This is a genomic window from Alicycliphilus sp. T452, assembly GCF_054512775.1.
The window spans coordinates 21197-44603 of sequence record NZ_JBTNEH010000022.1 but is presented as its reverse complement, the minus strand read 5'-3'; the positions used below and the strand labels follow the sequence as shown (position 1 = coordinate 44603).

Annotated in this window: 20 protein-coding genes and 1 tRNA gene; 6 read left to right on the top strand and 15 right to left on the bottom strand. The window is 62.2% G+C overall.

Annotated elements, in window-relative coordinates; genetic code table 11:
* Positions 1-117: 117 nt before the first annotated feature.
* The 15 genes from ilvD to cysS all read right to left on the bottom strand — a co-directional run bounded on the left by ilvD (position 118) and on the right by cysS (position 17824).
* The gene (gene ilvD / locus ACX12L_RS17800) at positions 118-1803 is read right to left on the bottom strand and encodes a dihydroxy-acid dehydratase (protein WP_459263790.1); all 1686 of its coding nucleotides are present in this window, start codon (positions 1801-1803) and stop codon (positions 118-120) included.
* 27 nt (positions 1804-1830) lie between these two features.
* Positions 1831-3162: an FAD-dependent oxidoreductase gene (locus ACX12L_RS17795; RefSeq protein ID WP_459263789.1), complete on the bottom strand. Its 1332-nt coding sequence runs from the start codon at positions 3160-3162 to the stop codon at positions 1831-1833.
* Positions 3159-4217, bottom strand: coding sequence for an ABC transporter ATP-binding protein (locus tag ACX12L_RS17790; RefSeq protein ID WP_459263788.1), 1059 nt, complete (start codon positions 4215-4217; stop codon positions 3159-3161). The genes ACX12L_RS17795 and ACX12L_RS17790 overlap by 4 nt, the downstream gene beginning before the upstream one ends.
* Before the next feature lie 17 nt (positions 4218-4234).
* Positions 4235-5674, bottom strand: a complete 1440-nt coding sequence (locus ACX12L_RS17785) for an NAD-dependent succinate-semialdehyde dehydrogenase (protein WP_459263787.1) — start codon at positions 5672-5674, stop codon at positions 4235-4237.
* A gap of 1 nt (position 5675) precedes the next feature.
* Positions 5676-7304: a GMC family oxidoreductase gene (locus ACX12L_RS17780; protein WP_459263786.1), complete on the bottom strand. Its 1629-nt coding sequence runs from the start codon at positions 7302-7304 to the stop codon at positions 5676-5678.
* Positions 7305-7351: 47 nt separating this feature from the next.
* Complete coding sequence (locus tag ACX12L_RS17775; RefSeq protein ID WP_459263785.1) at positions 7352-8179, bottom strand: carbohydrate ABC transporter permease; 828 nt, start codon at positions 8177-8179, stop codon at positions 7352-7354.
* Complete coding sequence (locus ACX12L_RS17770; protein ID WP_459263784.1) at positions 8172-9026, bottom strand: carbohydrate ABC transporter permease; 855 nt, start codon at positions 9024-9026, stop codon at positions 8172-8174. The genes ACX12L_RS17775 and ACX12L_RS17770 overlap by 8 nt, the downstream gene beginning before the upstream one ends.
* Positions 9027-9097: 71 nt before the next feature.
* Positions 9098-10396: an ABC transporter substrate-binding protein gene (locus ACX12L_RS17765; RefSeq protein ID WP_459263783.1), complete on the bottom strand. Its 1299-nt coding sequence runs from the start codon at positions 10394-10396 to the stop codon at positions 9098-9100.
* A 65-nt stretch (positions 10397-10461) separates the two neighbouring features.
* On the bottom strand, positions 10462-11520 hold the full coding sequence (locus ACX12L_RS17760) for a LacI family DNA-binding transcriptional regulator (protein WP_459263782.1): 1059 nt from the start codon (positions 11518-11520) through the stop codon (positions 10462-10464).
* Between the two features lie 686 nt (positions 11521-12206).
* Positions 12207-12299 (bottom strand) — tRNA-Ser (locus tag ACX12L_RS17755).
* A 44-nt stretch (positions 12300-12343) separates the two neighbouring features.
* A complete protein-coding gene (locus ACX12L_RS17750) occupies positions 12344-13612 on the bottom strand; it encodes an aspartate kinase (protein WP_459263781.1) in 1269 nt (422 codons plus the stop codon).
* A gap of 36 nt (positions 13613-13648) precedes the next feature.
* On the bottom strand, positions 13649-14656 hold the full coding sequence (gene tilS, locus ACX12L_RS17745; RefSeq protein WP_459263780.1) for a tRNA lysidine(34) synthetase TilS: 1008 nt from the start codon (positions 14654-14656) through the stop codon (positions 13649-13651).
* Between the two features lie 67 nt (positions 14657-14723).
* Positions 14724-15701, bottom strand: coding sequence for an acetyl-CoA carboxylase carboxyltransferase subunit alpha (locus ACX12L_RS17740; protein WP_459263779.1), 978 nt, complete (start codon positions 15699-15701; stop codon positions 14724-14726).
* Positions 15702-15754: 53 nt separating this feature from the next.
* Entirely contained in the window at positions 15755-16402 is a 648-nt protein-coding gene (locus ACX12L_RS17735) for a DNA-3-methyladenine glycosylase family protein (RefSeq protein ID WP_459263778.1), read from the bottom strand.
* A gap of 45 nt (positions 16403-16447) precedes the next feature.
* The gene (gene cysS, locus ACX12L_RS17730) at positions 16448-17824 is read right to left on the bottom strand and encodes a cysteine--tRNA ligase (protein ID WP_459263777.1); all 1377 of its coding nucleotides are present in this window, start codon (positions 17822-17824) and stop codon (positions 16448-16450) included.
* Positions 17825-18047: 223 nt separating this feature from the next.
* Here cysS and ACX12L_RS17725 point away from each other — a divergent pair, with 223 nt between their 5' ends.
* The 6 genes from ACX12L_RS17725 to ACX12L_RS17700 all read left to right on the top strand — a co-directional run bounded on the left by ACX12L_RS17725 (position 18048) and on the right by ACX12L_RS17700 (position 23308).
* Positions 18048-19106 carry a YybH family protein gene (locus ACX12L_RS17725; RefSeq protein ID WP_459263776.1) on the top strand — a complete coding sequence of 353 codons (1059 nt, stop codon included), beginning with the start codon at positions 18048-18050 and terminating at the stop codon, positions 19104-19106.
* Positions 19107-19184: 78 nt separating this feature from the next.
* Positions 19185-20567 carry a L,D-transpeptidase family protein gene (locus tag ACX12L_RS17720; RefSeq protein WP_459263775.1) on the top strand — a complete coding sequence of 461 codons (1383 nt, stop codon included), beginning with the start codon at positions 19185-19187 and terminating at the stop codon, positions 20565-20567.
* A complete protein-coding gene (locus ACX12L_RS17715) occupies positions 20564-21151 on the top strand; it encodes a peptidylprolyl isomerase (RefSeq protein ID WP_459263774.1) in 588 nt (195 codons plus the stop codon). The genes ACX12L_RS17720 and ACX12L_RS17715 overlap by 4 nt, the downstream gene beginning before the upstream one ends.
* 21 nt (positions 21152-21172) lie before the next feature.
* Entirely contained in the window at positions 21173-21700 is a 528-nt protein-coding gene (locus tag ACX12L_RS17710) for a peptidylprolyl isomerase (RefSeq protein WP_459263773.1), read from the top strand.
* Entirely contained in the window at positions 21700-22482 is a 783-nt protein-coding gene (locus ACX12L_RS17705) for a UDP-2,3-diacylglucosamine diphosphatase (protein ID WP_459263772.1), read from the top strand. Before ACX12L_RS17710 ends, ACX12L_RS17705 begins: the two co-directional genes overlap by 1 nt.
* A 4-nt stretch (positions 22483-22486) precedes the next feature.
* Positions 22487-23308: a M90 family metallopeptidase gene (locus ACX12L_RS17700; protein ID WP_459263771.1), complete on the top strand. Its 822-nt coding sequence runs from the start codon at positions 22487-22489 to the stop codon at positions 23306-23308.
* Positions 23309-23407: the final 99 nt, after the last annotated feature.

Sequence of the window (23407 nt, the reverse complement as noted above, 5' to 3'; positions counted from 1 at the left end):
CAAACTGGCGATCCAGCACGTTGGCCGCTACCGGCAGGCCATCTGTTCTTGCTGGACTTCACAAACGCCGTGCAACCTCGAACTGAATGGGAGCATTGAGTGTGCAAGGCAACTTTTCTAACCAGCCCTCAGTGTTCCGCCCTTAGACAAAGGTTGAACGAGATGCTGGTACAGGCTGAGCCAGCCTTTCTTCTCTCCAGGAACAAAAGCCTTGAGCGCTGCTTTTCTCTCAGCCCATTCCTGCTCGGATAGTTGCAGATCCACTGTACGTCGCGGAATATCAATTGTCACAATATCTCCATTGCGCACCAGTGCGATCGGGCCGCCATCAGCGGCTTCGGGAAGGACCTGTCCAATAGTGAAGCCGCGGTTGAGTCCAGACAGCTGCCCATCTGTAATGACCGCGATGTCGTCTCCCAAGTGAGTGCCATTCACTGCTGCGACGAACCACGATGCAGAGGCGACACCTGGTCCACCTCTCGCCCCCAAGCCTCTCAGCACAATGACCTGGCCGCCAGTTATCTCGCCACGCGACAGTGCGGCCAAGGCATCTTCCTGGGTTTCGAACACTCGGCACACACCCTCAAACCGGTTTTGCTTTCCGCCCAACCCGAGCTTCATCACCGCACACTCGGGAGCAAGAGTTCCCTTGAGTATGACAACTGAGGGGCCAGGACCAACTGGCGCGTCCAAGCTCCCGATGACAAGCGGATCCTTTACTTCTATATCTCGCAGGTTTTCACTCAAGGTATGTCCATTGACGGTACGAACACTTCCGTCAAGCAAGGGCTCCAGTTGCTTCATAACGGCTATGGCGCCACCAGCAGCTTCCAACTGCTCGATACGCCCCGGACCATTGGGTTTGATTGCGCAAAGCAGAGGCACTTTGGACCGGCCCTTCACGTCGCGGCCCAACTGATCAATCAGTTGGAACACATCCACATCAATGCCTCCCTCGACGGCCACCGCCTGCAAATGCCTCAGCATATTGATTGAGCCACTGACGGCCAGTCCAACATGCACGGCATTCGCAAATGCCGCTGGAGTCATGATGTCCTTGGGCTTCAGGTTTTCTTTGATCATCTGGACGATACGACTACCGGCAGCCCGTGCCAGTGATCTCATGCGCTCTCCACGTGCGGCCACAGGTGCACTCCCGGGCAGGGCCATTCCCAAGGCCTCAGCCATGATGTGCATCGTATTTGCCGTACCCATGCCTGCGCAAACGCCCGGTCCCTGTACAGCCACCTCGGACATATCGGTAATGTCCTGAATGCTGATCTTTCCAGCGGCCAACTCTCCCACGGATTCGAAAACATCCTCGATGTCAACCAGCTTGCCTGCATTTCGGCCACACCCCTGATATCCGCCAATTACCAGAATGCTTGGCACATTCAATCTGGCAGCGGCCATGAGATGCGCTGGAGCTGTCTTGTCGCAGCTGCTCAGGCATACCATCCCGTCAAGCACTGCACCTTCCACAGCAACTTCAATATCGTTCACCATGAGATCGCGTGCCGGCATCAGGTATCTTCCACCGCGACCTGCCGCCGTGATGAAATCACTGGGTGCCGTGGTCTTCACGATGAATGGGAGTCCACCAGCCTCAATGATGGCCTGCTTGACGATCTCGGCCACGTCATCCAGATGGCTGAAGCATATGGACAAGTCCGAAGATGAGTTGATGATCGCGATCTTCGGCTTCTGCATATCGGCATCTGATATGCCCAACGCACGCCATTGCGCGCGGCGAATAGCCCACCGGGTGGTACCGGGTTCGAAGTTGGAGCGGTAGTTTTTCATGGAAGTGAAACTCGTAATGCAAGAGCGTCAATCGCCCAAAAAAGCGTTTTGAATACGCAATTGACCACGCAAGGCATCTGTATCGATCTTTCGGGGGGTGACTCCCGCAGCCACAGCTTGCGCAGCGGCCACACCTGCGGCCTCGCCCAGTGCCATGCACACGGCTGCAACTCTCATCGATGCATGTGCTTCGTGTGATGCAGATGCACATCGACCGGCAACCATCAGACCCTCCAATCCCTTGGGCAACATCATTCGATACGGCAGTTGGTAATACGTCCCAGGTTTCAGGAAGCGCCACACAGTAGCGCGTCCTGCGCCGTGCTCTTCCACCGGCCATGCACTGCACGCGACAGCGTCATGAAAGCGCCCTTCATTGAGAACATCATCCTGTGTCAGCCAGTAGTCTCCACGCACACGCCTGCTTTCACGCACGCCGATTTGCGCGCCGATATCCTCGATGAAGCAATTCTCGTAGCCAGGTACAAAGCTGCGAAACGCCTTGAGATATTCCGCCAGTTGACGACGGCCTTCCACTTCGGATTCCGTCACTTCCCAAGTGTTCAAGGGGTCTGGAGCCCTGCCGTCCTTGACCACCCGCGTGATGTTCAAGTGCATGCTGCCAGGACGAATGCTGAACGCGCCTCCGGCGGTTCTCGGAAGATTGATCCCAGAAGCAACCGCTTTTTCCAAGTGCTGCCGCAGTTCTTCTCGACTCAGCCTACTCGCACGGTCGACGTCAACACCGCCGAAGCGAAACATTGTTGTGGGAGCCTGAATGATGTGAGGGTCATGCTCGAACTCTGCGCCAGCCAACGCAGCGACATCGCCATCCCCCGTGCAGTCGATCACAACTTTGGCGCTGCAGGCCCATCGGCCATCCCGCCCTTCAAAAACAACGCCTCGTATCTCGACTCCTTCTTTGATCACGCCTACGGCAAGGCAATAAAACGCGATCTGCACCCCAGCGTTGAGGACAAAGTCATCTGCCGCTAGCTTGACCGATGTAGGGTCATAGGGCAGCGAGGCGGTCTCCAGCCAGCGAAGCGGTTCCGTGGGGCCTCCCATGCGAGCCAACAGGGTGGTGAACTCCTCCACCAGTCCTCGCACCACTGGGATGACCTCGGTATCAGTCACCGTGTAAATGCCACAGAAGCTGCCCAAAGTCACCATGGACAAGGTGCCGCCGAGGTAGCCGTTGCGCTCGACCAGCAGGACGCGTGCCCCTTGACGCGCCGCAGCCACAGCCGCAGTCATTCCTGCCGAGCCGCCCCCCACGACAAGCACATCCACGTGCTCCCGTACCTGAGTTTGTCGATTCGGTTCTTCAATGAAGGAGTTGTCGATCAATGTACTCATGGCTTAATCACCGCTCCGGACTCGGCATGAAAGAGATGGACGCGTTTGGCGTCGATGAGCAAATTCACCTTGTCACCTCTTGTTGGCAAGTTGCGTTCACGCAAGGTGAATACCAGTTCCTCCTTGTGGTGCCGCCCAACAATTTGTGTCTCAGACCCTGTCGGTTCGACGACAACGACTTCAAACGGGACACCATCGTCATGAACATGAATGTTTTCTGGACGCACGCCGTACACGACATTCATTCCATTGCAAGCACTCCATTGAGACGACAAGGGGAGGTGCATGCCACCTTCGGAGACGAACTCGCCATCACTGACCTTGCCATTCAGAAAGTTCATGGCGGGAGAACCAATGAACCCGGCAACGAACTGGCTCTGGGGGTGGTCATACAAATCCAGCGGTGTTCCAACCTGCTCGACAACACCATCACGCAGAATGACGATGCGATCCGCCATGGTCATGGCTTCTATCTGATCATGCGTCACATAGATCATCGTGGCCTTGAGGTGGTCGTGCAGCTCACGAATTTCGGTACGCATCTGCACGCGCAACTTGGCATCCAGATTGGAAAGCGGCTCGTCGAACAGGAACACCTGAGGATCTCGCACGATGGCGCGCCCCATCGCCACGCGTTGGCGCTGTCCGCCGGACAGTTGACGTGGATAGCGATCGAGCAGTTGGGAAAGTCCAAGCACTCCAGCGGCCTTATCGACCCTGCTCGCGATCTCTGCCTTGGACTCGCCCCGAAGCTCCAGAGCAAACGACATGTTTCCTCGAACCGTCATGTGTGGGTACAGCGCGTAGTTCTGAAAAACCATGGCGATATCGCGATCCTTGGATGGCACATCGTTGACCACTCGGGAGCCAATGCGCATCTCACCAGCGCTGATGTCCTCCAAGCCGGCCATCATTCGCAGCAGCGTGGATTTCCCGCAGCCAGACGGTCCGACAAAGACCACGAATTCACCGTCCTCGATATGCAGAGAGACTCCCTTGATGACCTCAAGCTTGTCGTAAGTCTTGCGGATATCCCGCAACTCCAGAGAAGCCATGCACTACTCCCTTCTACTCAAACGATGCTGATGAATTTTTTGACCGTGTAGGCTTCCACGCCTTCGACACCGCCTTCGCGCCCCATACCACTTTCCTTGACCCCACCGAACGGCGTCTCGGTAAGTGCCAGAGAAAGACTGTTGACGGCCACCATTCCTGACTCAAGGCCTCGAGCTGCCGCCATGGCAGTGCGGATGTTCTGACTGAACACATAGGCCGACAGTCCATAGGAAAGACTGTTCGCCTTCTCCAATGCATCATCCAGACTGCCAAATGGCACGATGGGCGCAATAGGACCAAATGTCTCCTCCTGCATCAGCCGACTATCAGGCGAGGGATCGAGAATCACCGTAGGTTCAAAGAAAAAGCCTGTTCGCTGAGCACGCTGTCCACCGCACACCAGCTTTGCTCCACGCTCAAGTGCATCGTCAACAAATGCCTGCATGGCATGTATGCGGCGCTCGTTGGCCAGTGGACCCATCGTGCTCGCATCATCCAGTCCTTCGCCCATTCGGATTTCCTTGGCTGCTCGCACAAATTCTTCGGTGAATGCATGAATCACGCTCTGATGCACGAAAAAACGACTGGGTGCTATGCAAACCTGACCTGCATTGCGAAAGCGCCCTGCAGCCAACGTCCGAGCCGCATGGACGATATCGGCGTCCTCAAATACCAATGCCGCTCCATGTCCACCCAGTTCCATCGTCACGCGCTTCAGACCATCAGCTGCAAGCCGCGTAAGCGCCTTCCCGACGGGGATGGAGCCAGTGAAGGAAATTTTGCGGATCACAGGACTGCCTATCAGCTTCTGCGATATATGTGCTGGAATACCAAAGAGCAGTCCAAGCACACCAGGAGGCACACCAGACTCTTCAAATACGCGCACCAGAGAAACAGCTGTTCCCGGCGTTTCTTCAGAGGCCTTGAGAATGATGGTGCATCCTGCGGCCAAGGCCGCGCTGATCTTGCGAGCCGGTGTGCTCGCTGGAAAGTTCCACGGAGTGAATGCGGCTACAGGTCCCACTGGCTCCTGGACCATGATTTGTGTGATGTCTTCGCTACGACCGGGAATCACACGCCCATAGATTCGACGAGCCTCTTCTGCCGACCATTCAATGATGTCCGCCGCAGCATCGACTTCGCCTCGCGCCTCGGCCAACAGCTTGCCCTGTTCCAGGGTCAGCGTGCGCGCGATACTGTCGCGACGCTCCCGCACCAGTCCAGCCGCCTTGCGCAGAATCTGCGCTCTCTCTCCTGCAGGAACCTTTGCCCAGGATACATAGGCACGACGAGCAGCGCTCAGCGCTTCCTCCAGGTCCGCATCGTTTGCATGCGGCACATGACCAAGTTCATCTTCTGTCGCGGGATCGATGACCGGCTCGGTCTTTCTATTCTGTGGCCCCAGCCATCTGCCATCGATGAATAGCCCAATCTCAGGGTAAGCGTATGAGTTCATGTCACGAGGCTTTCTGAAGGTTGTCGGCAAGAATCATGTCTGCGGCCTTCTCGCCGATCATGATGGCCGGAGCGTTGGTGTTGCCTGATATCAGCGTGGGCATGATCGAAGCATCGGCGACGCGCAAGCCATCAACTCCATGTACCCGCAAGCGCGCATCGACCACGCAATCTGGCGTAGAGCCCATCTTGCAAGTTCCCACCGGGTGATAGACGGACATTCCCTTGTCGCGCAAGAACTCGCGCAATCCTGCTTCGGACGTCACCTGCCCGCCTGGGTCGCGCTCCGTTTTGATAAGTTCTGCCAACGGCTTGGTCGCAGCAATCCTTCTGGCCATCTGGAGCCCTCGCGTCATGACCTCCATGTCACGCAAGTCGCTGAAGTAGTTCACGCGAATGGCCGGAGCGCACAACGGGTCAGAGCTCTGAATATGCACAGACCCTCGTGAATACGGACGTAGTTGGCAAACCGTCAACGTGAAAGCCGAATAGGGATGCAAGACGGGCTTGTCCTTGCGGTCCGTACTGAATGGGTACAAGTGGAATTGAATATCCGGCCGATCCAGTGCCATATCGGTTCGAGCAAAACCGCCCGCCAAACCAGCCCACCAGCCCAATGGTCCTTTGCGCTGCAACGCATAGCGCAGGCCAATGCGCACACGACCTGCGAGACTCATCATGTCGTCGTTCAAAGTGATGGGCTCATGTGTTTCGTATATGAGGCGGCCTTGCATGTGGTCCTGCAGGTTCTCTCCGACACCCGATAGTTCTTTCACAACATCGATGCCATGTGCATCCAGTACCTCAGCTGGCCCAACACCCGACAGCTGCAGGAGTTGTGGCGATTGAATAGCCCCCGCACAAAGGATGACCTCCTTGCGGGCCATGGCAATTTGTTCTTTCCCATCGCGCAGGTAGACGACACCGACGGCTCTCAAGCCCGTACCTCGTCTCTCTATCAAAATGCGGCAGACCTGTGCGCCGGTCTGCACCTCGAGATTGAGCCGCGCCATCACTGGATGCAGATAAGCGCGTGCAGTGCTTTTGCGCAAGCCGCGTCGCGCGGTAGCCTGGAAGTAGCCGACCCCCTCTTGTATGGGACCGTTGAAGTCCGGATTGCGCGGTACGCCGTTGGCTACTCCGGATGCAATGAATGCTTCGGCAATGGGATGCGGCTCCGGCAGATCACTCACAGGCAGGGGGCCGCCTGCTCCATGCCAGGCATCCGCCCCTCTCTGCTGATCTTCCGCACGCTTGAAAAATGGCAAAACATCGGCATAGCTCCATCCCGGATTGCCTTGTGCAGCCCATCCGTCATAGTCTTGTGGTTGCCCACGCACATACAACAGCCCATTGATGGAACTGGACCCTCCCAGCACGCGCCCGCGAGGTTGATCTATGCAGCGTCCTCCCAAGGCGGCCTCTGGCTCGGTTTTGAACATCCAGTTGACTTCTTTGTTGAAGAACGTCTTGCCGTAGCCAATGGGAATATGGATCCATACATTGCGGTCCTGCCCTCCAGCCTCAAGGAGCAGAACCTGGCTCTTCGTATCGGTACTGAGACGGTTTGCGAGCACGCAACCAGCGGAGCCAGCCCCGATGACTACGTAGTCAATTTCTTGAACACTCACGAGTTACTCCCGCAATAAAACGGCGAAAACAAAAAGACGGTCGAGGATCAGTTGGCCAGACCGCTCGTCTGGAAACCTCTGACGAGATACTTCTGACCAAACAACACAAGCAGAAGACCCGGCAGTGCGAGAAGCACGTTGGCCGCTTGTATGACTGCCCAGTTCAGATCCATTTGCTGAACGAAGAGACTCATTGCAATCGGCAAGGTGAACATCTGATCGTCACGGATCAACATGAGACCGAGCACATAGTCGTTCCACGATGCAGCGAATCCAAAAATGAACACCGCCGCCAACGCTGGAATGGACAGCGGTAACATGATTCGATAGAACACCTGAAGTTTGCTTGCTCCGTCAATCTCTGCTGCTTCTTCGTAGGAGGCCGGCAAGGACTGGTAGAACTGCCACATGAGCCACAAGCCAAATGGCAGACTCAACGTCACATGCGCCAGCGCCAATCCCGATAGGGAATTGAGCAACCCCAGCTTCTGGAACATGGCAAAGAACGGGATTCCCAGAAGGATCTCGGGAAACATATAGGAAAACAGAACGATCTGAGCCAGCAATGCCTTGCGCTTGAACCGCATGCGTGCCAATGCATAGCCGCCCAATGCACTGCATGCCACGACAATGCATGCAGTAGCCAACGCCACCTGCAGGCTGTTTCCCGCATTGGTCAGGAAGTGCGTGCCGGAAAGCAGCTGCGCGAAGTTCTCAAAGGACGTGCTGTGTATCCCCAATGATGGTTTGTAGACATCCTCTGATTTTCCCAAGGCTGACTTCAGCATCCAGTAGAAGGGAAACAGCGTCGGGATCAAATAGATCAGCAGCAAGAGCGTAGGCACGGCACGCCCGAGGTGCATTTTCTTAGCCACGTGCCACCTCCTGCTCGGGCTTGAATACCCGCATATAGAAAATACCGACCACCAGCAGGATTCCGAAGATGATGGTAGAGGTCGCTCCAGCAGGCCCGTATGTATTGTCTCCGAATGCACGCTCGTAGGCATACACTGGCAATGTACTGGTTGCTCCCATTGGACCTCCAGCCGTTAGAAGCCATATTACATCAAAGCGATTGAACATCCATATGCCGCGAAGCAGTAGCACCAGCAGAATCGACGCGCGAATAATTGGCAAGGTGATGCGAAATATCTGTTGCCACCAGTTGGCTCCATCAATATATGCGGCCTCATAGACGCTCTGCGGAATAGTCCCGAGATTCGATAGAGTCACCAGAATCACGAATGGCGTGAACTGCCAAATGCTGGCGACTGAAATGAGCACAAACGCCCATGTGGAGTGGCCGGCGAAATCCACGGGCATATCGATCCAGCCTATTTGCAGCATCACATGATTGACGATGCCGTAGAGGCTGTTCGTCATCCAATGCCAGACCAGTGCGGTGGTCACCGTGGGAATCATATAGGGCAACAGGGCCAGGCTGGTGAAGATGGGCTTCCTCGATTTGAACAGCAGAATCGCTACCCCAACCCCCAGGATCATTTCCAGTGCTGTCGTGATCAACGCATAGCTGATGCCAACGCCCAACGCACGCCAGAATGCCGGGTCAGACAGCACCGCCTTGTAATTGGCCAATCCGGCGTATGTTGCCTCAGACTGAAATGGGCCGCTGTTCGTGAAACCGAGCATGACTGCCCAAGCCACCGGGATGATCATCACGGCGATGAACACCACAGCCACGACGCTGAAGGAAACGCTCATGAAATCGAAGCGAGCGCGCCCAGTACTCCCGCCACCGCGGAGTGGGTTTGCGGACTGCATAATCGTCTCGCTCAAGCGCTCTTGAGCAATGATCGGGCAGCCTGTGCGGCATCGGTCACAGCTTGTTCAGGCGTGACTCCACCCTGGATCACGCTTCCCAGCATTCGGTTGTAGACGGTGCTGGTATAGACCTTGGCTCGTTGCCAGGCAGGCCGCTTCCCCGCGAGATCGAATACCGGATTGCGCGAACCTTCCCATGCCTCGGAAATGACACGACTGATATCTGGCTGGCTCTTCACGTAGCTGTTGCTCTGGTAGGGGCCGTCAAAATCCTTCTTCTCAATCGGCAGGACATGCATTGGTATGGACCACAGGAACTCGTAGTAACGCTGCCCCTCCCTGAGGAACTGGATGATTGCCTTGGAAGTCTCCGTATTTTGAGAACCCTTGAAGATCATGTAGCCCTCGGCAGAGAGTCGATTGGCCGGAGATTTCCCATAGGGTTGAACAAATGGTTTCGTGACTTTGGCAATCTCGGCATTGTTCTGTGAAACTACCGAGAAAAATCGGGCACCAATGTAATCAGCCATTGCAACACGACCCGACGCATAGGAGTTCATCACATCAGCCCACGTGAAGTTCGTAGTGCTGGGAGAATACTTGGACATCCGCAGCAAGAACGCAAGCGTCTCTTCCAGCCTTTTACGGTTCTCTCCCTGATCGAAGAGGAGATTACCTTCGTCATCAAAGAAATTCACGCCGTTGGATACTGCGTAACTGAACAACGCGCTTACCGGGTTGTCGCCACTGGTGTTGGAGTTGATGATGCAACCATATTGCCCTCCTCCAGTCAGCTTGGCAGCAGCTTTCTCATACTCATCCCATGTTTTGGGAGGTTGCAATCCCGCCTTTTCAAACAGGTCGGTTCGATACCATGAGTAGGTGAATTTTATCCCATTAGGAAGGAAGTAATCGTTTTTCCCATCTGGTCTGACGCGCCACGCCTCGGAGAGGCCCGCAGTCAGCTGATTGATGGGTTCCAGAAGCCCGCCTCGGGCATAAAGAGTTGCATCTTCGATGTCGAGATTGACGATATCCGGCGAAACTCCACTCTGCAGCATGGAAGACACTTGCTTGCGAACTGCTTCCGGTGAAGTGAACAGCGGCTTGATTTTCAAATCGGGATTCACCGCCTCCAACGCCGAGATCAAGTCGCCAATGACCTTCTTCGTCGTCGGCAACGACTCATAAGTCAAATAGTTGACCGTCCCTTTCAGCTTGGCGGGCGCCGCCAGCGCTCCCCAAGGGGAGGACATGGCACAACCTGCGCCAAGGACTGCTTTCAGAAAATGTGCTCGCGTGATATTCATCATTGTCTCCTTTTGCGTACCTATATGTGATACCTGTTTTAGAAAATCGCAAAACCCGCTCAATCTCAGCTTTGAAACGGCTGCCTCCCAGTCGAACCACGAATGATCAATTCATTGGGAACAACCACTTTTACAGGCGCCTCTTTCGATCCACCGATACGGTCGACAAGCATCTGTGTCGCCACCTGACACATATCGGCTATCGGCTGACGGATGGTCGTCAAATCAAAGGCATCCCAAGCCGCCATATCTATGTCGTCATAGCCCACTATCCACAGCTCTTCTGGCACTCTTATGCCGCGTCTGCGTGCTGCATCGCATGCCCCCAACGCCAAGACATCGTTAGCGCAAAAAATTGCGTCTGGCTGAATCGCCATCTCCAGCAAACGCATGGCAGCTGCATACCCTGTCTGATAAGAAAAACTCTCGACATACACGGCAAGCTGCGTCTCCAGCGATACGCTTTGCTTTTGCAGCTGCACTCTGAATCCGCTGTCGCGATTGCGGATGGTGCTTGGGGCCTGCGGTCCACCAATCATGGCGATGCGCTTGCGCCCGGATCTCACAAAATACTCTGCAACCCGTGCCCCCCCCGCGTAGTTATCCGATTCCACCTGGTCAAGCGGTAACCCGTCGACAACTCTGTTGATCAGCACCACAGGCAAGCCGGAGTTGACTACCTCCCTCAATGCCGACGAATCTGCCGTGGCAGTCATGACGAGCACCCCATCCACAGAGCGCTCCTTCACAGCATCAATCGCGAACTTTTCGTCTGCCTCATCCACACTCCAAACAACCATCCTCAGGCCTGCTTCGACCATCTGAGGTCCAAGCGTCTGGAGCATCATTGGATACAGAGGATTCGTCAGTCGGGACACGACGACTCCTACCGTACCCGTACGGCTCGTCCGCATCGCGCGCGCCATGATGTTGGGGCGATAGCCGAGTTCCTGCGCGACCCGTCGCACCAGCTCAGCTGTCTCCGAGTGCACATTCCCACGCTCGGCAAACACACGGGATACCGTAGCCTGCGACACACCCGCAACTCTTGCGACGTCCTGGCTCGTGGATGTTTTCTGACGACTCAAGCGACCTCCTTTTTTTGAAAATGTATACGTAGTCATTTTTCATGTCAATGGTGAATCTCATTATTTCCCAAAAAATGCAATCGTAGTCATTTTGCCAATCAAGCCTGATGCGCCCACCCGTCCAGAAGCAGGCAAGCGTGACACCAGGGCCCCATTGACGCCGGCAGCCGGCAACAGTGCGGCGACGACTCAGATATCCAGAACGCAGCGCAGCATGCGGAAGGGCACTCGGTTGATCCGCACGGCCACGCCGGTGGTGCTTCGGCCATCACGGCACCATCGAAGCTCACTGTCTCGCCCCGCTGGAGCCGGCGCGCGTTGGCAGCCGCGACGGTCGGCTCCGAGGGCAGTTCGCATCTCCCATGTCACAGCGCAAGGAAGCCGTTGGCCGACTGAAGGCGCTGGCGGTTCTACCAGCCCTCGATCCAGTCGACGATGTCCAGCCTGGCCTGCATCCGCGTGTCATAGCGCAGCTTCGGCGGCTGTTTTGGTGGATTGGTAGATGACCGCCACCTTGGTATCCAAGGCCTGGTTGACCAACACCCTGGTGCGGCGTACGCGTCATTGGCAGCAGCCGCTGCGCGAGCCCTCCCCCAGCACGCAGCACAACCGGCTAACAGAGCACTGGCCGCGATGGCCGAAGATCTGTCCACGCCGGAGAACGAGGACGAAAAAAAGCTGCCTATGGCTTCAGGGCCATGCTGGCAGCTTTTCCTCAGGATTGGCGGAGACGGAGGGATTCGAACCCTCGATGAGGCTCTACACCCCATACTCCCTTAGCAGGGGAGCACCTTCGGCCACTCGGTCACGTCTCCAATCCCGCCATTATGCCTCAGTTTGAGGCCCTTTCAGCGAAATCTCAGGCGGCCGGCTGGTCCAGGTCGAAGGCCTTGTGCAGGGCGCGCACGGCCAGTTCCAAGTACTTGTCCTCGATCACGACGGAGGTCTTGATTTCGGAGGTGGAGATCATCTGGATGTTGATGCCCTCCTCGCTCAGCACGCGGAACATCTTGGCGGCCACGCCCACGTGGCTGCGCATGCCTATGCCGACGATGCTGACCTTGCAGATGGCGGTGTCGCCCACCACTTCCTGCGCGCCCAGGGCGGGCACCACCTTTTCCTTGAGCAGTTCCAGCGTGCGCGCGTGGTCGTTGTGGTTGACGGTGAAGCTGAAGTCGGTGCGGCCATCCTTGCTGATGTTCTGGATGATCACGTCCACTTCGATGTTGGCGTCGGCCACGGGGCCCAGGATCTGGTAGGCGATGCCGGGCTTGTCTGGCACGCCGAGCACGGAGATCTTGGTTTCGTCGCGGTTGAAAGCGATGCCGGAAACGACGGCTTGTTCCATTTGTTCGTCTTCCTCAAAGGTGATCAGGGTGCCGGATTTGGCCTCTTCGTTGATGTCGATGTCCCAGGGCGTGAAGCTGGAGAGCACGCGCATGGGCACCTTGTACTTGCCGGCAAACTCCACCGAGCGGATCTGCAGCACCTTGCTGCCCAGGCTGGCCATTTCCAGCATTTCCTCGAAGCTCACGCTTTTCAGGCGCCTGGCCTGCGGCACGACGCGCGGGTCGGTGGTGTAGACGCCGTCCACGTCGGTGTAGATCAGGCATTCGTCGGCCTTCATGGCCGCGGCCACGGCCACGGCCGAGGTGTCGGAGCCGCCGCGGCCCAGCGTGGTGATGTTGCCCTCGTCGTCGATGCCCTGGAAGCCCGTGATGATGACCACCCTGCCCGCGTTGAGGTCGGCGCGCACGCGCTTGTCGTCTATGGATTCGATGCGCGCCTTGGTGTAGCTGCTGTCGGTGCGGATCGGCACCTGCCAGCCGGCGTAGCTCACCGCCTCCATGCCCTCGGCCTGCAGCGCGATGGCCAGCAGGGCCGACGATGCCTGCTCGCCGGTGGCGGCCAGCATGTCCTGCTCGCGGTGGAAGGCCGCGCTCGCGCGCGCGGGAGCGAGGTCTTTGGCCAGGGCCAGCAGGCGGTTGGTTTCGCCACTCATGGCGCTGGGCACCACTACGATCTGGTGGCCGGCCCGTGCCCACTTGGCTACGCGCTTGGCGACGTTGCGGATGCGCTCGGTCGAGCCCATCGAGGTGCCGCCGTATTTATGAACGAACAGTGCCATGGAATATCTGCGATGACGGAACGCTGATGGGCGGCGCTATTGCGAAGGTTGTTTTGGTGCGCCGCCGTCCCGTGCGGAAATAAGGTCCAAAACCTGTTGATTGTACCAACCGAGAGCGTCCCCTTCGCGCACCACGTGGCCGCTGCCCACCTTGAGGTGGATGCGGTGTCCGCGCGTGGCGCAGGCGGCGATCTGGTCGAGCAGCGCATCGAGCTGCGCGCTCGCCGGCGTGGTGCCGTGCGCGCTGCGCAGCCAGTGGCGCAGCACGTTGGCCTGGCGCGCGCGGCTCAGGAGCCGCAGCGCCGCGATGCGCGGCGGCTGGCCCACGGCGGCCAGGTCTGCCCGGGCCAGTTCCTGCAGCAGTTCGCCGGCCTGCGCCGCGTGCGCGCAGCTGCGCGCGAAGGTGTCGCGGAAATGCGGGAAGGCCTGCTGCAACGCGGGCAGCAGCCGGCGGCGGATGCGGTTGCGCGTGTAGCGCTCGTCGGCATTGGTGGGGTCTTCCACCCAGGGCTCGCCCTGCTGCTGCAGCCAGGCGCGCACGTCGGCGCCGGCCACGCGCAGCAGCGGCCGGCTCCAGTGCAAGCCGCCGCGCTGCCATTGCGCGGGCATGGCGGCCAGGCCGGCCACGCCGGCGCCGCGCGACAGGGCCAGCAGCAGGGTTTCGACCTGGTCGTCGGCATGCTGTGCAAGCGCTATTGTTCCGATAGCTGCCCGCGCTTGATTGTCGAGCGCCAGAGCTTCGAAAGCCTTGTAGCGCGCCTGGCGCGCCGCATCCTCGGGGCTCTGGCCGCTGGCGTGGCGCGCATCCACGCGCCGCACGGACAGCGGCACCTGCAGGCGCGCGCACAGGGCCACGCAATGCCGCTCGAACCCGTCCGCCGCGGCCTGCAGGCCGTGGTGCACGTGGAAGGCGTGCACCTGCCCGGGCCAGCGCCCGGCGCAGGCGAGCAGGAGCGCCGTCGAGTCCGCGCCGCCGCTCAGGCCCACGGCCAGGGGCAGCCGGGGCGCGAAGGCCTGCATGGCGGCGTCGAAGGACTGGGTCATGGGCGCGATGGTCGCACACGAGGCGCGACGGCCCCGCAGGGCCGTCGCCGTCAAGACCGGGGGAGGCTCAGCGGCTGTCGGCCTTGGTGTCGGTGAAGCGGCCGTAGCTCTGCAGGCGCTCGTAGCGGCGCTCCAGCAGTTCCTTGGGCTTCAAGTCCGACAGCTGGCGATAGGCGTCGCCCAGCGCGCGCTTGAGGAAGGCGGCCATCTGTTTGTGGTCGCGGTGCGCGCCGCCCACGGGCTCGTTGACGATCTTGTCCACCAGGCCCAGGGCCTTGAGGCGGTGCGCCGTGATGCCCATGGCGTCGGCCGCGTCCTGCGCCCTGTCGCTGGTCTTCCAGAGGATGGAGGCGCAGCCCTCGGGGCTGATGACGGAGTAGATCGAGTACTGCAGCATGATGACCTGGTCGGCCACGCTGATAGCCAGCGCGCCGCCGGAGCCGCCCTCGCCGATCACGGTGGTGACGATGGGCACCTCCAACTGCGCCATCTCGTAGATGTTGCGGCCGATGGCCTCGGACTGGCCGCGCTCCTCGGCGTCGATGCCGGGAAACGCGCCGGGCGTGTCCACGAACGTGAACACGGGCAGCTTGAACTTCTCGGCCGTCTTCATGAGGCGCAGGGCCTTGCGGTAGCCCTCGGGGCGGCTCATGCCGAAGTTGCGCGCGGCGCGCTCCTTGGTGTCGCGGCCCTTCTGGTGGCCCAGCACCATGCAGGCGTGGCCGTTGAAGCGCGCGAGGCCCCCGACGATGGACTGGTCGTCAGCGAAGTGGCGGTCGCCGTGCATTTCCACGAAGTCCGTGAAGATCTCCCTCACGTAGTCCATGGTGTAGGGGCGCTCGGGGTGGCGCGCGATCTTCGTGATCTGCCAGGGGCTCAGGTCGCTGTAGATGTCCTTGGTGAGCTGGTGGCTTTTCTTGCTGAGCTGGTCGATCTCCTCGGAGATATCGACCGCGCTCTCGTTTTGGACATACCGCAGTTCTTCGATCTTGGATTCCAGCTCGGCAATGGGCTGCTCGAAATCCAGAAAAGTCTTTTTTGCCAACTTGTTTCTCCTCGGGGCGTGCCCGAAACCGGCCGCCCTGCTCCCATTCGTTATCAATAGTCAACCGGCAGGGGGGCGAGCGACCGCCAAATATACCAACTCGCCACGCTGCACCAGGGCTTCCAGGCCTCGGCGACTTCGCGCGCGTCGCTGCGGCTCACGGGGTCGCCCGAAAAATAATGCCGGCTGATGCCCTGGATCAGGGTGGTGTCGTCCAGCGGCAGCACGTTGGGCCGCGCCAGGTGGAAGATCAGGAACATGTCGGCCGTCCAGCGGCTGATGCCGCGGATGGCTACCAGTTCGGCGACGATGGCCGCATCGTCCATCTGGCCCCACTGCTTCACGTGCAGCTGGCCGCTGTCGAAGTGCAGCGCCAGGTCGACCAGGTATTCCACCTTGCGCGCCGACAGGCCGGCCGCGCGCATATCGTCCACCTTGAGCTTGAGCACGCTGCGCGGCGTCATGCTGCGCGGCAGCGCGGCGAACTGGTCCCACACGCGCTGCGCCGATGCCACGGACACCTGCTGGCCCACGATGGAGCGCGCCAGCGTGCTGAACGCGTCTCCGCGCGGGTACGGCGCCACGTCGCCCACCTGGGGGATCAGGCGGCGCATCACGCGGTCCTTCTTGGTCAGGTGCTTGCAGGCCTCGGCCCAATAGTCGGGAGGGGTTGCTTCTGCTGTTTTTTTTGTAGCTGCCACCGCTTATCCCACCTGCGCCAGAGGCATATTTGAGTCTGAATGCATTTACTGCGCCGCCTCCCAGGTCGTGCCCGCGGCGGAGTCCTTGAGCACGATGCCCTGGGCCAGCAGATCGGCGCGGATGCGGTCGGCCTCGGCGAAATTCTTCGCGGCCTTGGCGGCCGCGCGTGCGGCGATCAGGGCCTGGATGGCCGATTCGTCGAGCCCCGCGCCGGCCTTCAGGAAGGCCTGCGGGTCGCCCTGCAGCAGGCCCAGGTGGCCGCCCAGCGCCTTGAGCAGGCCGGCCGCCCCGGGCGACTTGCCGCGGTTGACCTCGCCCGCGAGGTCGAACAGCACGGCCACGGCCTCGGGCGTGCCGAAGTCCTCGTCCATGGCCGCCTTGAAGCGCGCGGCGTGCGGCTCCGCCCAGTCGATCGCCACGGGCGCGGGCGCGACCAGGCTCAGCGCGGTGTACAGGCGCTTCAGGGCGGCGCGCGCGTCGTCCAGGTGCACGTCGCTGTAGTTCAGCGGGCTGCGGTAGTGGCTGCGCACGACGAAGAAGCGCACGGTTTCGGCGTCGTACTCCTTGAGCACGTCGCGGATGGTGAAGAAGTTGCCCAGGCTCTTGGACATCTTCTCGTTGTCCACGTTGATGAAGCCGTTGTGCATCCACACCCGGGCGAACGGCTTGCCCGTGGCGCCCTCGCTCTGGGCGATCTCGTTCTCGTGGTGGGGGAAGGCCAGGTCGGCGCCGCCGCCGTGGATGTCGAAGCTCTCGCCCAGCAGCGTGCAGCCCATGGCCGAGCATTCGATATGCCAGCCCGGGCGGCCCTCGCCATAGGCGCTTTGCCACTTCACCTCGGCGGGCTCCTCGGGCTTGGCGCCCTTCCAGAGCACGAAGTCCAGCGGGTCGAGCTTGCCGTCCTGCACGGCCACGCGCTCGCCGGCGTTGAGCTCGTCAAGCGACTTGCCCGACAGCCTGCCGTAGCCCGGGAACTTGCGCACCGCGTAGTTCACGTCGCCGTTGGCCGCCTGGTAGGCCAGGCCCTTGCGCTGCAGCGTGCCGATCATGGAGAGCATCTGCGGCACGTATTCGGTGGCGCGCGGCTCGTGCGTGGGGCGCTCTATGCCCAGGGCGTCGGCGTCCTGGTGCAGCGCGTCGATCATGCGGTCCGTCAGGCCGCGGATGGTCTCGCCGTTCTCCACGGCGCGGCGGATGATCTTGTCGTCGATGTCGGTGATGTTGCGCACGTAGGTGACGGCCAGGCCCGAGGCGCGCAGCCAGCGCTGCACCACGTCGAAGGCGACCATGGAGCGCGCATGGCCCAGGTGGCACAGGTCGTACACCGTCATGCCGCATACGTACATGCGTACATGGCCGGCTTCGAGCGGGGAAAAATCTTCCAATGCACGCGACAGCGTGTTGTAGATGCGCAAACTCATGGGACAACAGTCAGAAACAGTGGCAATTGCAGCCGGCGTGCCGCGTGGCCGGCAAGGCAACACCCGGCAGCCGGCGCGGCATCGAAAAGCGGCTGCAGGCCCTGCGCGCACCGTAGCCGGGGCTGGCGGCAGCGTGGCGCCGTCATGACACCCCCTCAGCTACAATCGCCGCAGTATAAGCGCCTCTCTCTGCCACCTCGGCATTCCCACCCAGCCCTCGCCAATGAAGCACGCAAGCCGCCCTCTTTCCCGACTCCTGCGCGTTGCCACCCTGTCGGCACTGTTGGGGCTGCCACTGGCCCATGCGGCGGACGACTACTCCGAGATCACGCAGCTGCTGCGCGCCGGCAAGGCGCAGGAAGCCCTCGTCAAGGCCGACCAGCGCATCGCCGCCAACCCGCGCGACCCCCAGCTGCGCTTCCTGCGCGGCGTGGCGCAGGCCGACACGGGCAAGCAGGCCGACGCCATCGCCACGTTCACCAAGCTCACGGAAGACTATCCCGAGCTGCCCGAGCCCTACAACAACCTGGCGGTGCTGTACGCCAACCAGAACCAGCTCGACAAGGCGCGCGCCGCCCTGGAGATGGCCATCCGCACCAACCCCAGCTATGCCACGGCGCACGAGAACCTCGGCGACATCTATGCCAAGCTGGCGGGCCAGGCCTACAACAAGGCCCTGCAGCTGGACGCCACCCAGGCCAACTCGCTGCGCCCCAAGCTGGCCCTGATCCGCGAGCTGTTCTCCGCCGACGCCAAGGCGGCCACCTCCAAGGTGGCCACCGCCACGCGCGCACCGGCGCCCGCGCCGGCAGCCGCTCCCGCCCCTGCACCGGCGCCCGCGCCCGCGCCCGCTCCTGTCCCCGCCGCCGCGCCTCCTGCCGCTCCGGCGGCTCCCGCCGATGCCCCGGCACCGGCGGCGCCCAAGGCCGCGGCCTCCGGCAGCCCCGAAAAGGACGTGGCGAAGGCCGTCCACGCCTGGGCGGACGCATGGGAGAGCCAGGACATGAATGGCTACCTGGGCGCCTACGCCAAGAACTTCCGGCCCCAGAACCAGTCGAGCCGCGCTGCCTGGGAGAAGGAGCGCCGCGAACGCATCGTCGGCCGCTCCAAGATCACCGTGGGCATCAGCGACCTGCGCATCCATGTGGACGGCGACAAGGCCCAGGCGCGTTTCCGCCAGCAATACAGCTCGGGCAGCATGAACGTCTCGAGCCGCAAGACGCTGGACATGGTGAACCAAGGTGGCCGCTGGACCATCGTTCGTGAATCCACGGGCGGCTGAGCTTTCTGCCCGCGCCCTGCCTTTGACTGGATGCGGCGCCGGCGCCGCCGCATGCCGTTTTCACAACGCACACCACGCATGCCCCTGAGCCCTTTTCCCTTCGGCCATGCCCTGGTCACGGCCGTCGTGGCCGGGCTGCTGGCCGCGCCCGCCGCGGCGTCGGTACAAGGCGAGAAGAAGGCCCGCCAGCCATCGGGCAAGAAGGCGCAGCGCAAGCCCGCGCGCGCCGCGGCCCCCGCCGCCGCCCCTCTGCACGATGGCGACGCGGAACGGCGCCTGCTCGAAATCTACCGCCTGACGGCCGAGGGGCACGCCCGCCAGGCCCTGCCCCTGGCCGAACGCCTGGTGCGCGACCACCCCAATTTCCAGCTCGCCCAGCTGGCGCTCGGCGACCTGCTTGCCGCCAGGATGCGCCCCGTGGGCCGGGTGGGCGACGTTGCCGCGCCGCCCGCGGCCGTCGCCATGACCATGGCCATGCCTGCGCAGATTCCGGGCATCTCGCTGGCCACGGCCGCTCCGGCGCCCGCCGGCACGGCAGCCCTGCCGCCCACGGCGGTCGAAACGCTGTCGGACCTGCGCGCCGAATCGCGCCTGCGCGTGGATGCGCTCAAGGCCCGCCCCCCGCAGGGCAGTATCCCGGCCCAGTTCCTGGAGCTGTCCACGCGCACGCGCCACGCCATCGCCATAGACGCCTCGCGCTCGCGGCTGTACCTGTTCGAGAACACCGACAAGGGGCTGGTGCTGGTGGCCGACTACTACGCCTCCGTCGGCAAGCTGGGGACCGAAAAGCAGGCCGAGGGCGACCAGCGCACGCCGCTGGGCGTGTACTACATCACGAGCCGGCTCGATCCCGCGACGCTCAAGGACTTCTACGGCGCGGGCGCCCTGCCCATCAACTATCCCAATCCGCTGGACGTGCGCAGGGGCAAGACGGGCAGCGGCATCTGGCTGCACGGCACGCCCCCCAGCCAGTTCTCGCGCGCCCCGCTGGCCACCGACGGCTGCCTGGTCCTGGCCAACCCGGACCTGGAGCGCGTCCTGAAGACGGTGGAGCCGCGCACCACGCCCGTGGTGATCGCCAGGGATCTGCGCTGGGTCAGGCCCCAGGCGCTGCAGGCCGAGCGCCAGTCGTTCCACGACGTGCTCGAAGCCTGGCGCGGCGCCAAGTCCCAGGGTGACACGCGGCGCCTGCTGGGCTTTTATGCTCCCGAATTCCAGAGCCACCGGAACCAGGACCTGCAGCAGTGGTCACAGGCCCTGCAGGCCGAAGCCCAGGCGCTGCAAGGCCGCGCCGTGGTGCTCAAGGACAGGAGCGTGCTGCGCTGGACCGACAGCAGCGACACCATGGTGGTGACCTTCGGCGAAGTGACCGAAGGCACCCGCACCGGCACCGTCAGGCGCCAGTACTGGACCCGCAAGGGCGCCCGCTGGCAGATATTTTTCGAAGGAGTGATCGGATGATTTCCAGAAGAACCCCGGCCCTGGCCCTGGCCGGCGCCATGCTTGCCACGCTGTTGGGCGCATCCCCCGCGCTGGCCCAGACCGCGGCGGCCCCCCAGGTGAAGCTCGCCACCTCCATGGGGGACATCGTGCTGCAGCTCGATGCGGCCAAGGCGCCCAGGACCGTGGAGAACTTCCTCTCCTACGTGCAGGACAAGCACTACGACGGGACCATCTTCCACCGCGTGATCGACGGCTTCATGATCCAGGGCGGCGGCTTCACGCCCGACATGCAGCAAAAGCCCACCAAGGCCCCCATCCAGAACGAGGCCGCCAACGGCCTGAAGAACGACAGGTACACCATCGCCATGGCGCGCACGGCCGATCCCAACTCGGCCACGGCGCAGTTCTTCATCAACGTGAAGGACAACGCCATGCTCAACGCCCCCAGCCCCGACGGCCACGGCTATGCCGTGTTCGGCAAGGTGGTGGGCGGCACCGAGGTGGTGGACAAGATCAAGGCCGTGGCCACGGGCAACCGCGGGCCCTACCAGAACGTGCCCGCCACGCCCGTGATCATCCAATCCGCAACCCTGGTCAAGTAGACAACCGAAAGGACACCCGCCATGAGCAACCCGCAAGTCGAACTGCACGTCACCATCAACGTGGCCGAGACGGCCACCCCCGGCGTCATCACGCTGGAGCTGGACGCCGCCAACGCGCCCAAGTCCACCGAAAACTTCCTGGCCTACGTGAACAAGGGCCACTACGACGGCACCGTCTTCCACCGCGTGATCAAGGGCTTCATGATCCAGGGCGGCGGCTTCACGCCCGACATGAAGCAAAAAGCCACCGGCGAGCCCATCGAGAACGAGGCCGCCAACGGCCTGAAGAACGACCAGTACACCATCGCCATGGCCCGCACCGGCGACCCGCACAGCGCCACGGCCCAGTTCTTCATCAACGTGGTGGACAACGCCTTCCTGAACCACACCGCGCCCACGCCCCAGGGCTGGGGCTACGCCGTGTTCGGCAAGGTGGTCAAGGGCCAGGACGTGGTGGACGCGATCAAGAAGGTGCGCACCACGCGCAAGGGCTTCCACGACGACGTGCCGTTCGACGCCGTGGTGATCGACAAGGCCGTGGCGCTGTAATGCCCCAGGCCGTGCCGCCCATCGCCGAGCTGGCCGCGCCAGCCGCGTGGCGCACGGTCGATTTCGTTTCCGACCTGCACCTGGAGGGCAGCCACCCCGCCACGGTGCAGGCGTTCGCGCGCTACCTCGCCGCGACGCCCGCCGACGCGGTGTTCCTGCTCGGCGACCTGTTCGAGGTCTGGGTGGGCGACGACGCGATCGGCGAGCGCGGCAGCTTCGAGGGCGAATGCTGCACGCTGCTCGCGCAGGCCGCGCGCCGACGCCCCCTGTTCTTCATGCACGGCAACCGCGACTTCCTCGTGGGCGAGGGCTTCACGCGGCGCACGGGCATTCCCGTGCTGGCCGACCCCACCGCGCTCACGTTCGCGGGCCGGCGCTGGCTGCTCTCGCACGGCGACGCGCTGTGCCTGCAGGACGTGGAATACCAGCGCTTTCGCGCCCTCGCGCGCGACCCGCAGTGGCAGGCGCAGCTGCTCGCTCGCCCGCTGCATGAGCGCCGCGCCCAGGGCCGCAGCGCGCGCAGCGAGAGCGAGGCGCGCAAGCAGGCCGGCACGGCCCCCTATGCCGACGTGGACGGCCCCGCCGCCATCGAATGGCTGCGCGCCGCGCGCGCCGGTGCGCTGATCCACGGCCACACGCACCTGCCGGCGGACCACGTGCTCGCGCCCGGCCTCGCGCGCCACGTGCTCACCGACTGGGACCTGGAGGCCACGCCGCCGCGCGCCGGCGTGCTGCGGCTCACGGACGCGGGCTTGCAGCGCCTGCCGCTCGCCCCCACGTAGCGGCATGCCCCGCTTCCTCTCCCGCCTGGCCCGGCGCGTGCGCTCCGCCGTGGCACCGATCCCCGACATCGGCGCCGACCTGTGGCTGCAGACGCTGAACCGCTACCCCTTCCTCGCCGCGCTGCCGCTGCAGGAGCAGGCCAAGCTGCGCGCATTGAGCGCCCTCTTCCTGCACCGCAAGGAATTCTCGGGCGCGCACGGCCTCGTGGTGACCGACGCCATGGCCGTGGCCATCGCCGCGCAGGCCTGCCTGCCGCTGCTGCACTGGGGCGAGCCCGGCAAGGCGCTCGCGTGGTACGACGATTTCGTGGGCATCGTCGTGCACCCGGCCGAGGCCGTGGCGCGCCGCAAGGCCGTCGATGAAGCCGGCGTGGTGCACCACTACGACGAGGTGCTGCTCGGCGAGGCCATGGAGAACGGCCCCGTGATGCTCTCCTGGCCCGCCGTCCAAGGCGCGGGCCGCGAGGGCCACGCCACCAGCGTGGTGATCCACGAGTTCGTGCACAAGATCGACATGAAGAACGGCGGCGCCGACGGCTGCCCGCCGCTGCCGCCCGGCTTCATGGGCGCGGCCAGCCCCCACGAGGCGCGCGAAGCCTGGCGCGCGGCCTGGAGCGACGCTTACGAGCGGTTCCGCGAGCAGGTCATCATCGCCGAGCGCTTCGGCGGCGCATGGCCCTGGCTGGACGGCTACGGCGCCACCGCGCCGGCGGAATTCTTCGCCGTGGCCTGCGAGGCGTACTTCGTGCACCGCGAGCGCTTCGCGCAGGAATTCCCCGCGCTGATGCCGGTGCTCGATGCCTTCTTCCGGCCCCGCGCCGGATGACGCCTGCGGCAGTTGCTTCAAAATCAATAGCTGCCTGCGCCTGCCATTCCATGGCTCCAGATAGAAACCCACCTGGAATCATTCAACGCCAAGCGCTGG

Excerpts from the sequence above, each read along its gene's own strand:
- ilvD (WP_459263790.1), bottom strand. The coding sequence starts at position 1,803 with ATGAAAAACTACCGCTCCAACTTCGAACCCGGTACCACCCGGTGGGCT.
- ACX12L_RS17795 (WP_459263789.1), bottom strand. The coding sequence starts at position 3,162 with ATGAGTACATTGATCGACAACTCCTTCATTGAAGAACCGAATCGACAA.
- ACX12L_RS17790 (WP_459263788.1), bottom strand. The coding sequence starts at position 4,217 with ATGGCTTCTCTGGAGTTGCGGGATATCCGCAAGACTTACGACAAGCTT.
- ACX12L_RS17785 (WP_459263787.1), bottom strand. The coding sequence starts at position 5,674 with ATGAACTCATACGCTTACCCTGAGATTGGGCTATTCATCGATGGCAGA.
- ACX12L_RS17770 (WP_459263784.1), bottom strand. The coding sequence starts at position 9,026 with ATGAGCGTTTCCTTCAGCGTCGTGGCTGTGGTGTTCATCGCCGTGATG.
- ACX12L_RS17765 (WP_459263783.1), bottom strand. The coding sequence starts at position 10,396 with ATGAATATCACGCGAGCACATTTTCTGAAAGCAGTCCTTGGCGCAGGT.
- ACX12L_RS17760 (WP_459263782.1), bottom strand. The coding sequence starts at position 11,520 with ATGACTACGTATACATTTTCAAAAAAAGGAGGTCGCTTGAGTCGTCAG.
- ACX12L_RS17750 (WP_459263781.1), bottom strand. The coding sequence starts at position 13,612 with ATGGCACTGTTCGTTCATAAATACGGCGGCACCTCGATGGGCTCGACC.
- tilS (WP_459263780.1), bottom strand. The coding sequence starts at position 14,656 with ATGACCCAGTCCTTCGACGCCGCCATGCAGGCCTTCGCGCCCCGGCTG.
- cysS (WP_459263777.1), bottom strand. The coding sequence starts at position 17,824 with ATGAGTTTGCGCATCTACAACACGCTGTCGCGTGCATTGGAAGATTTT.
- ACX12L_RS17725 (WP_459263776.1), top strand. The coding sequence starts at position 18,048 with ATGAAGCACGCAAGCCGCCCTCTTTCCCGACTCCTGCGCGTTGCCACC.
- ACX12L_RS17720 (WP_459263775.1), top strand. The coding sequence starts at position 19,185 with ATGCCCCTGAGCCCTTTTCCCTTCGGCCATGCCCTGGTCACGGCCGTC.
- ACX12L_RS17715 (WP_459263774.1), top strand. The coding sequence starts at position 20,564 with ATGATTTCCAGAAGAACCCCGGCCCTGGCCCTGGCCGGCGCCATGCTT.
- ACX12L_RS17710 (WP_459263773.1), top strand. The coding sequence starts at position 21,173 with ATGAGCAACCCGCAAGTCGAACTGCACGTCACCATCAACGTGGCCGAG.
- ACX12L_RS17705 (WP_459263772.1), top strand. The coding sequence starts at position 21,700 with ATGCCCCAGGCCGTGCCGCCCATCGCCGAGCTGGCCGCGCCAGCCGCG.
- ACX12L_RS17700 (WP_459263771.1), top strand. The coding sequence starts at position 22,487 with ATGCCCCGCTTCCTCTCCCGCCTGGCCCGGCGCGTGCGCTCCGCCGTG.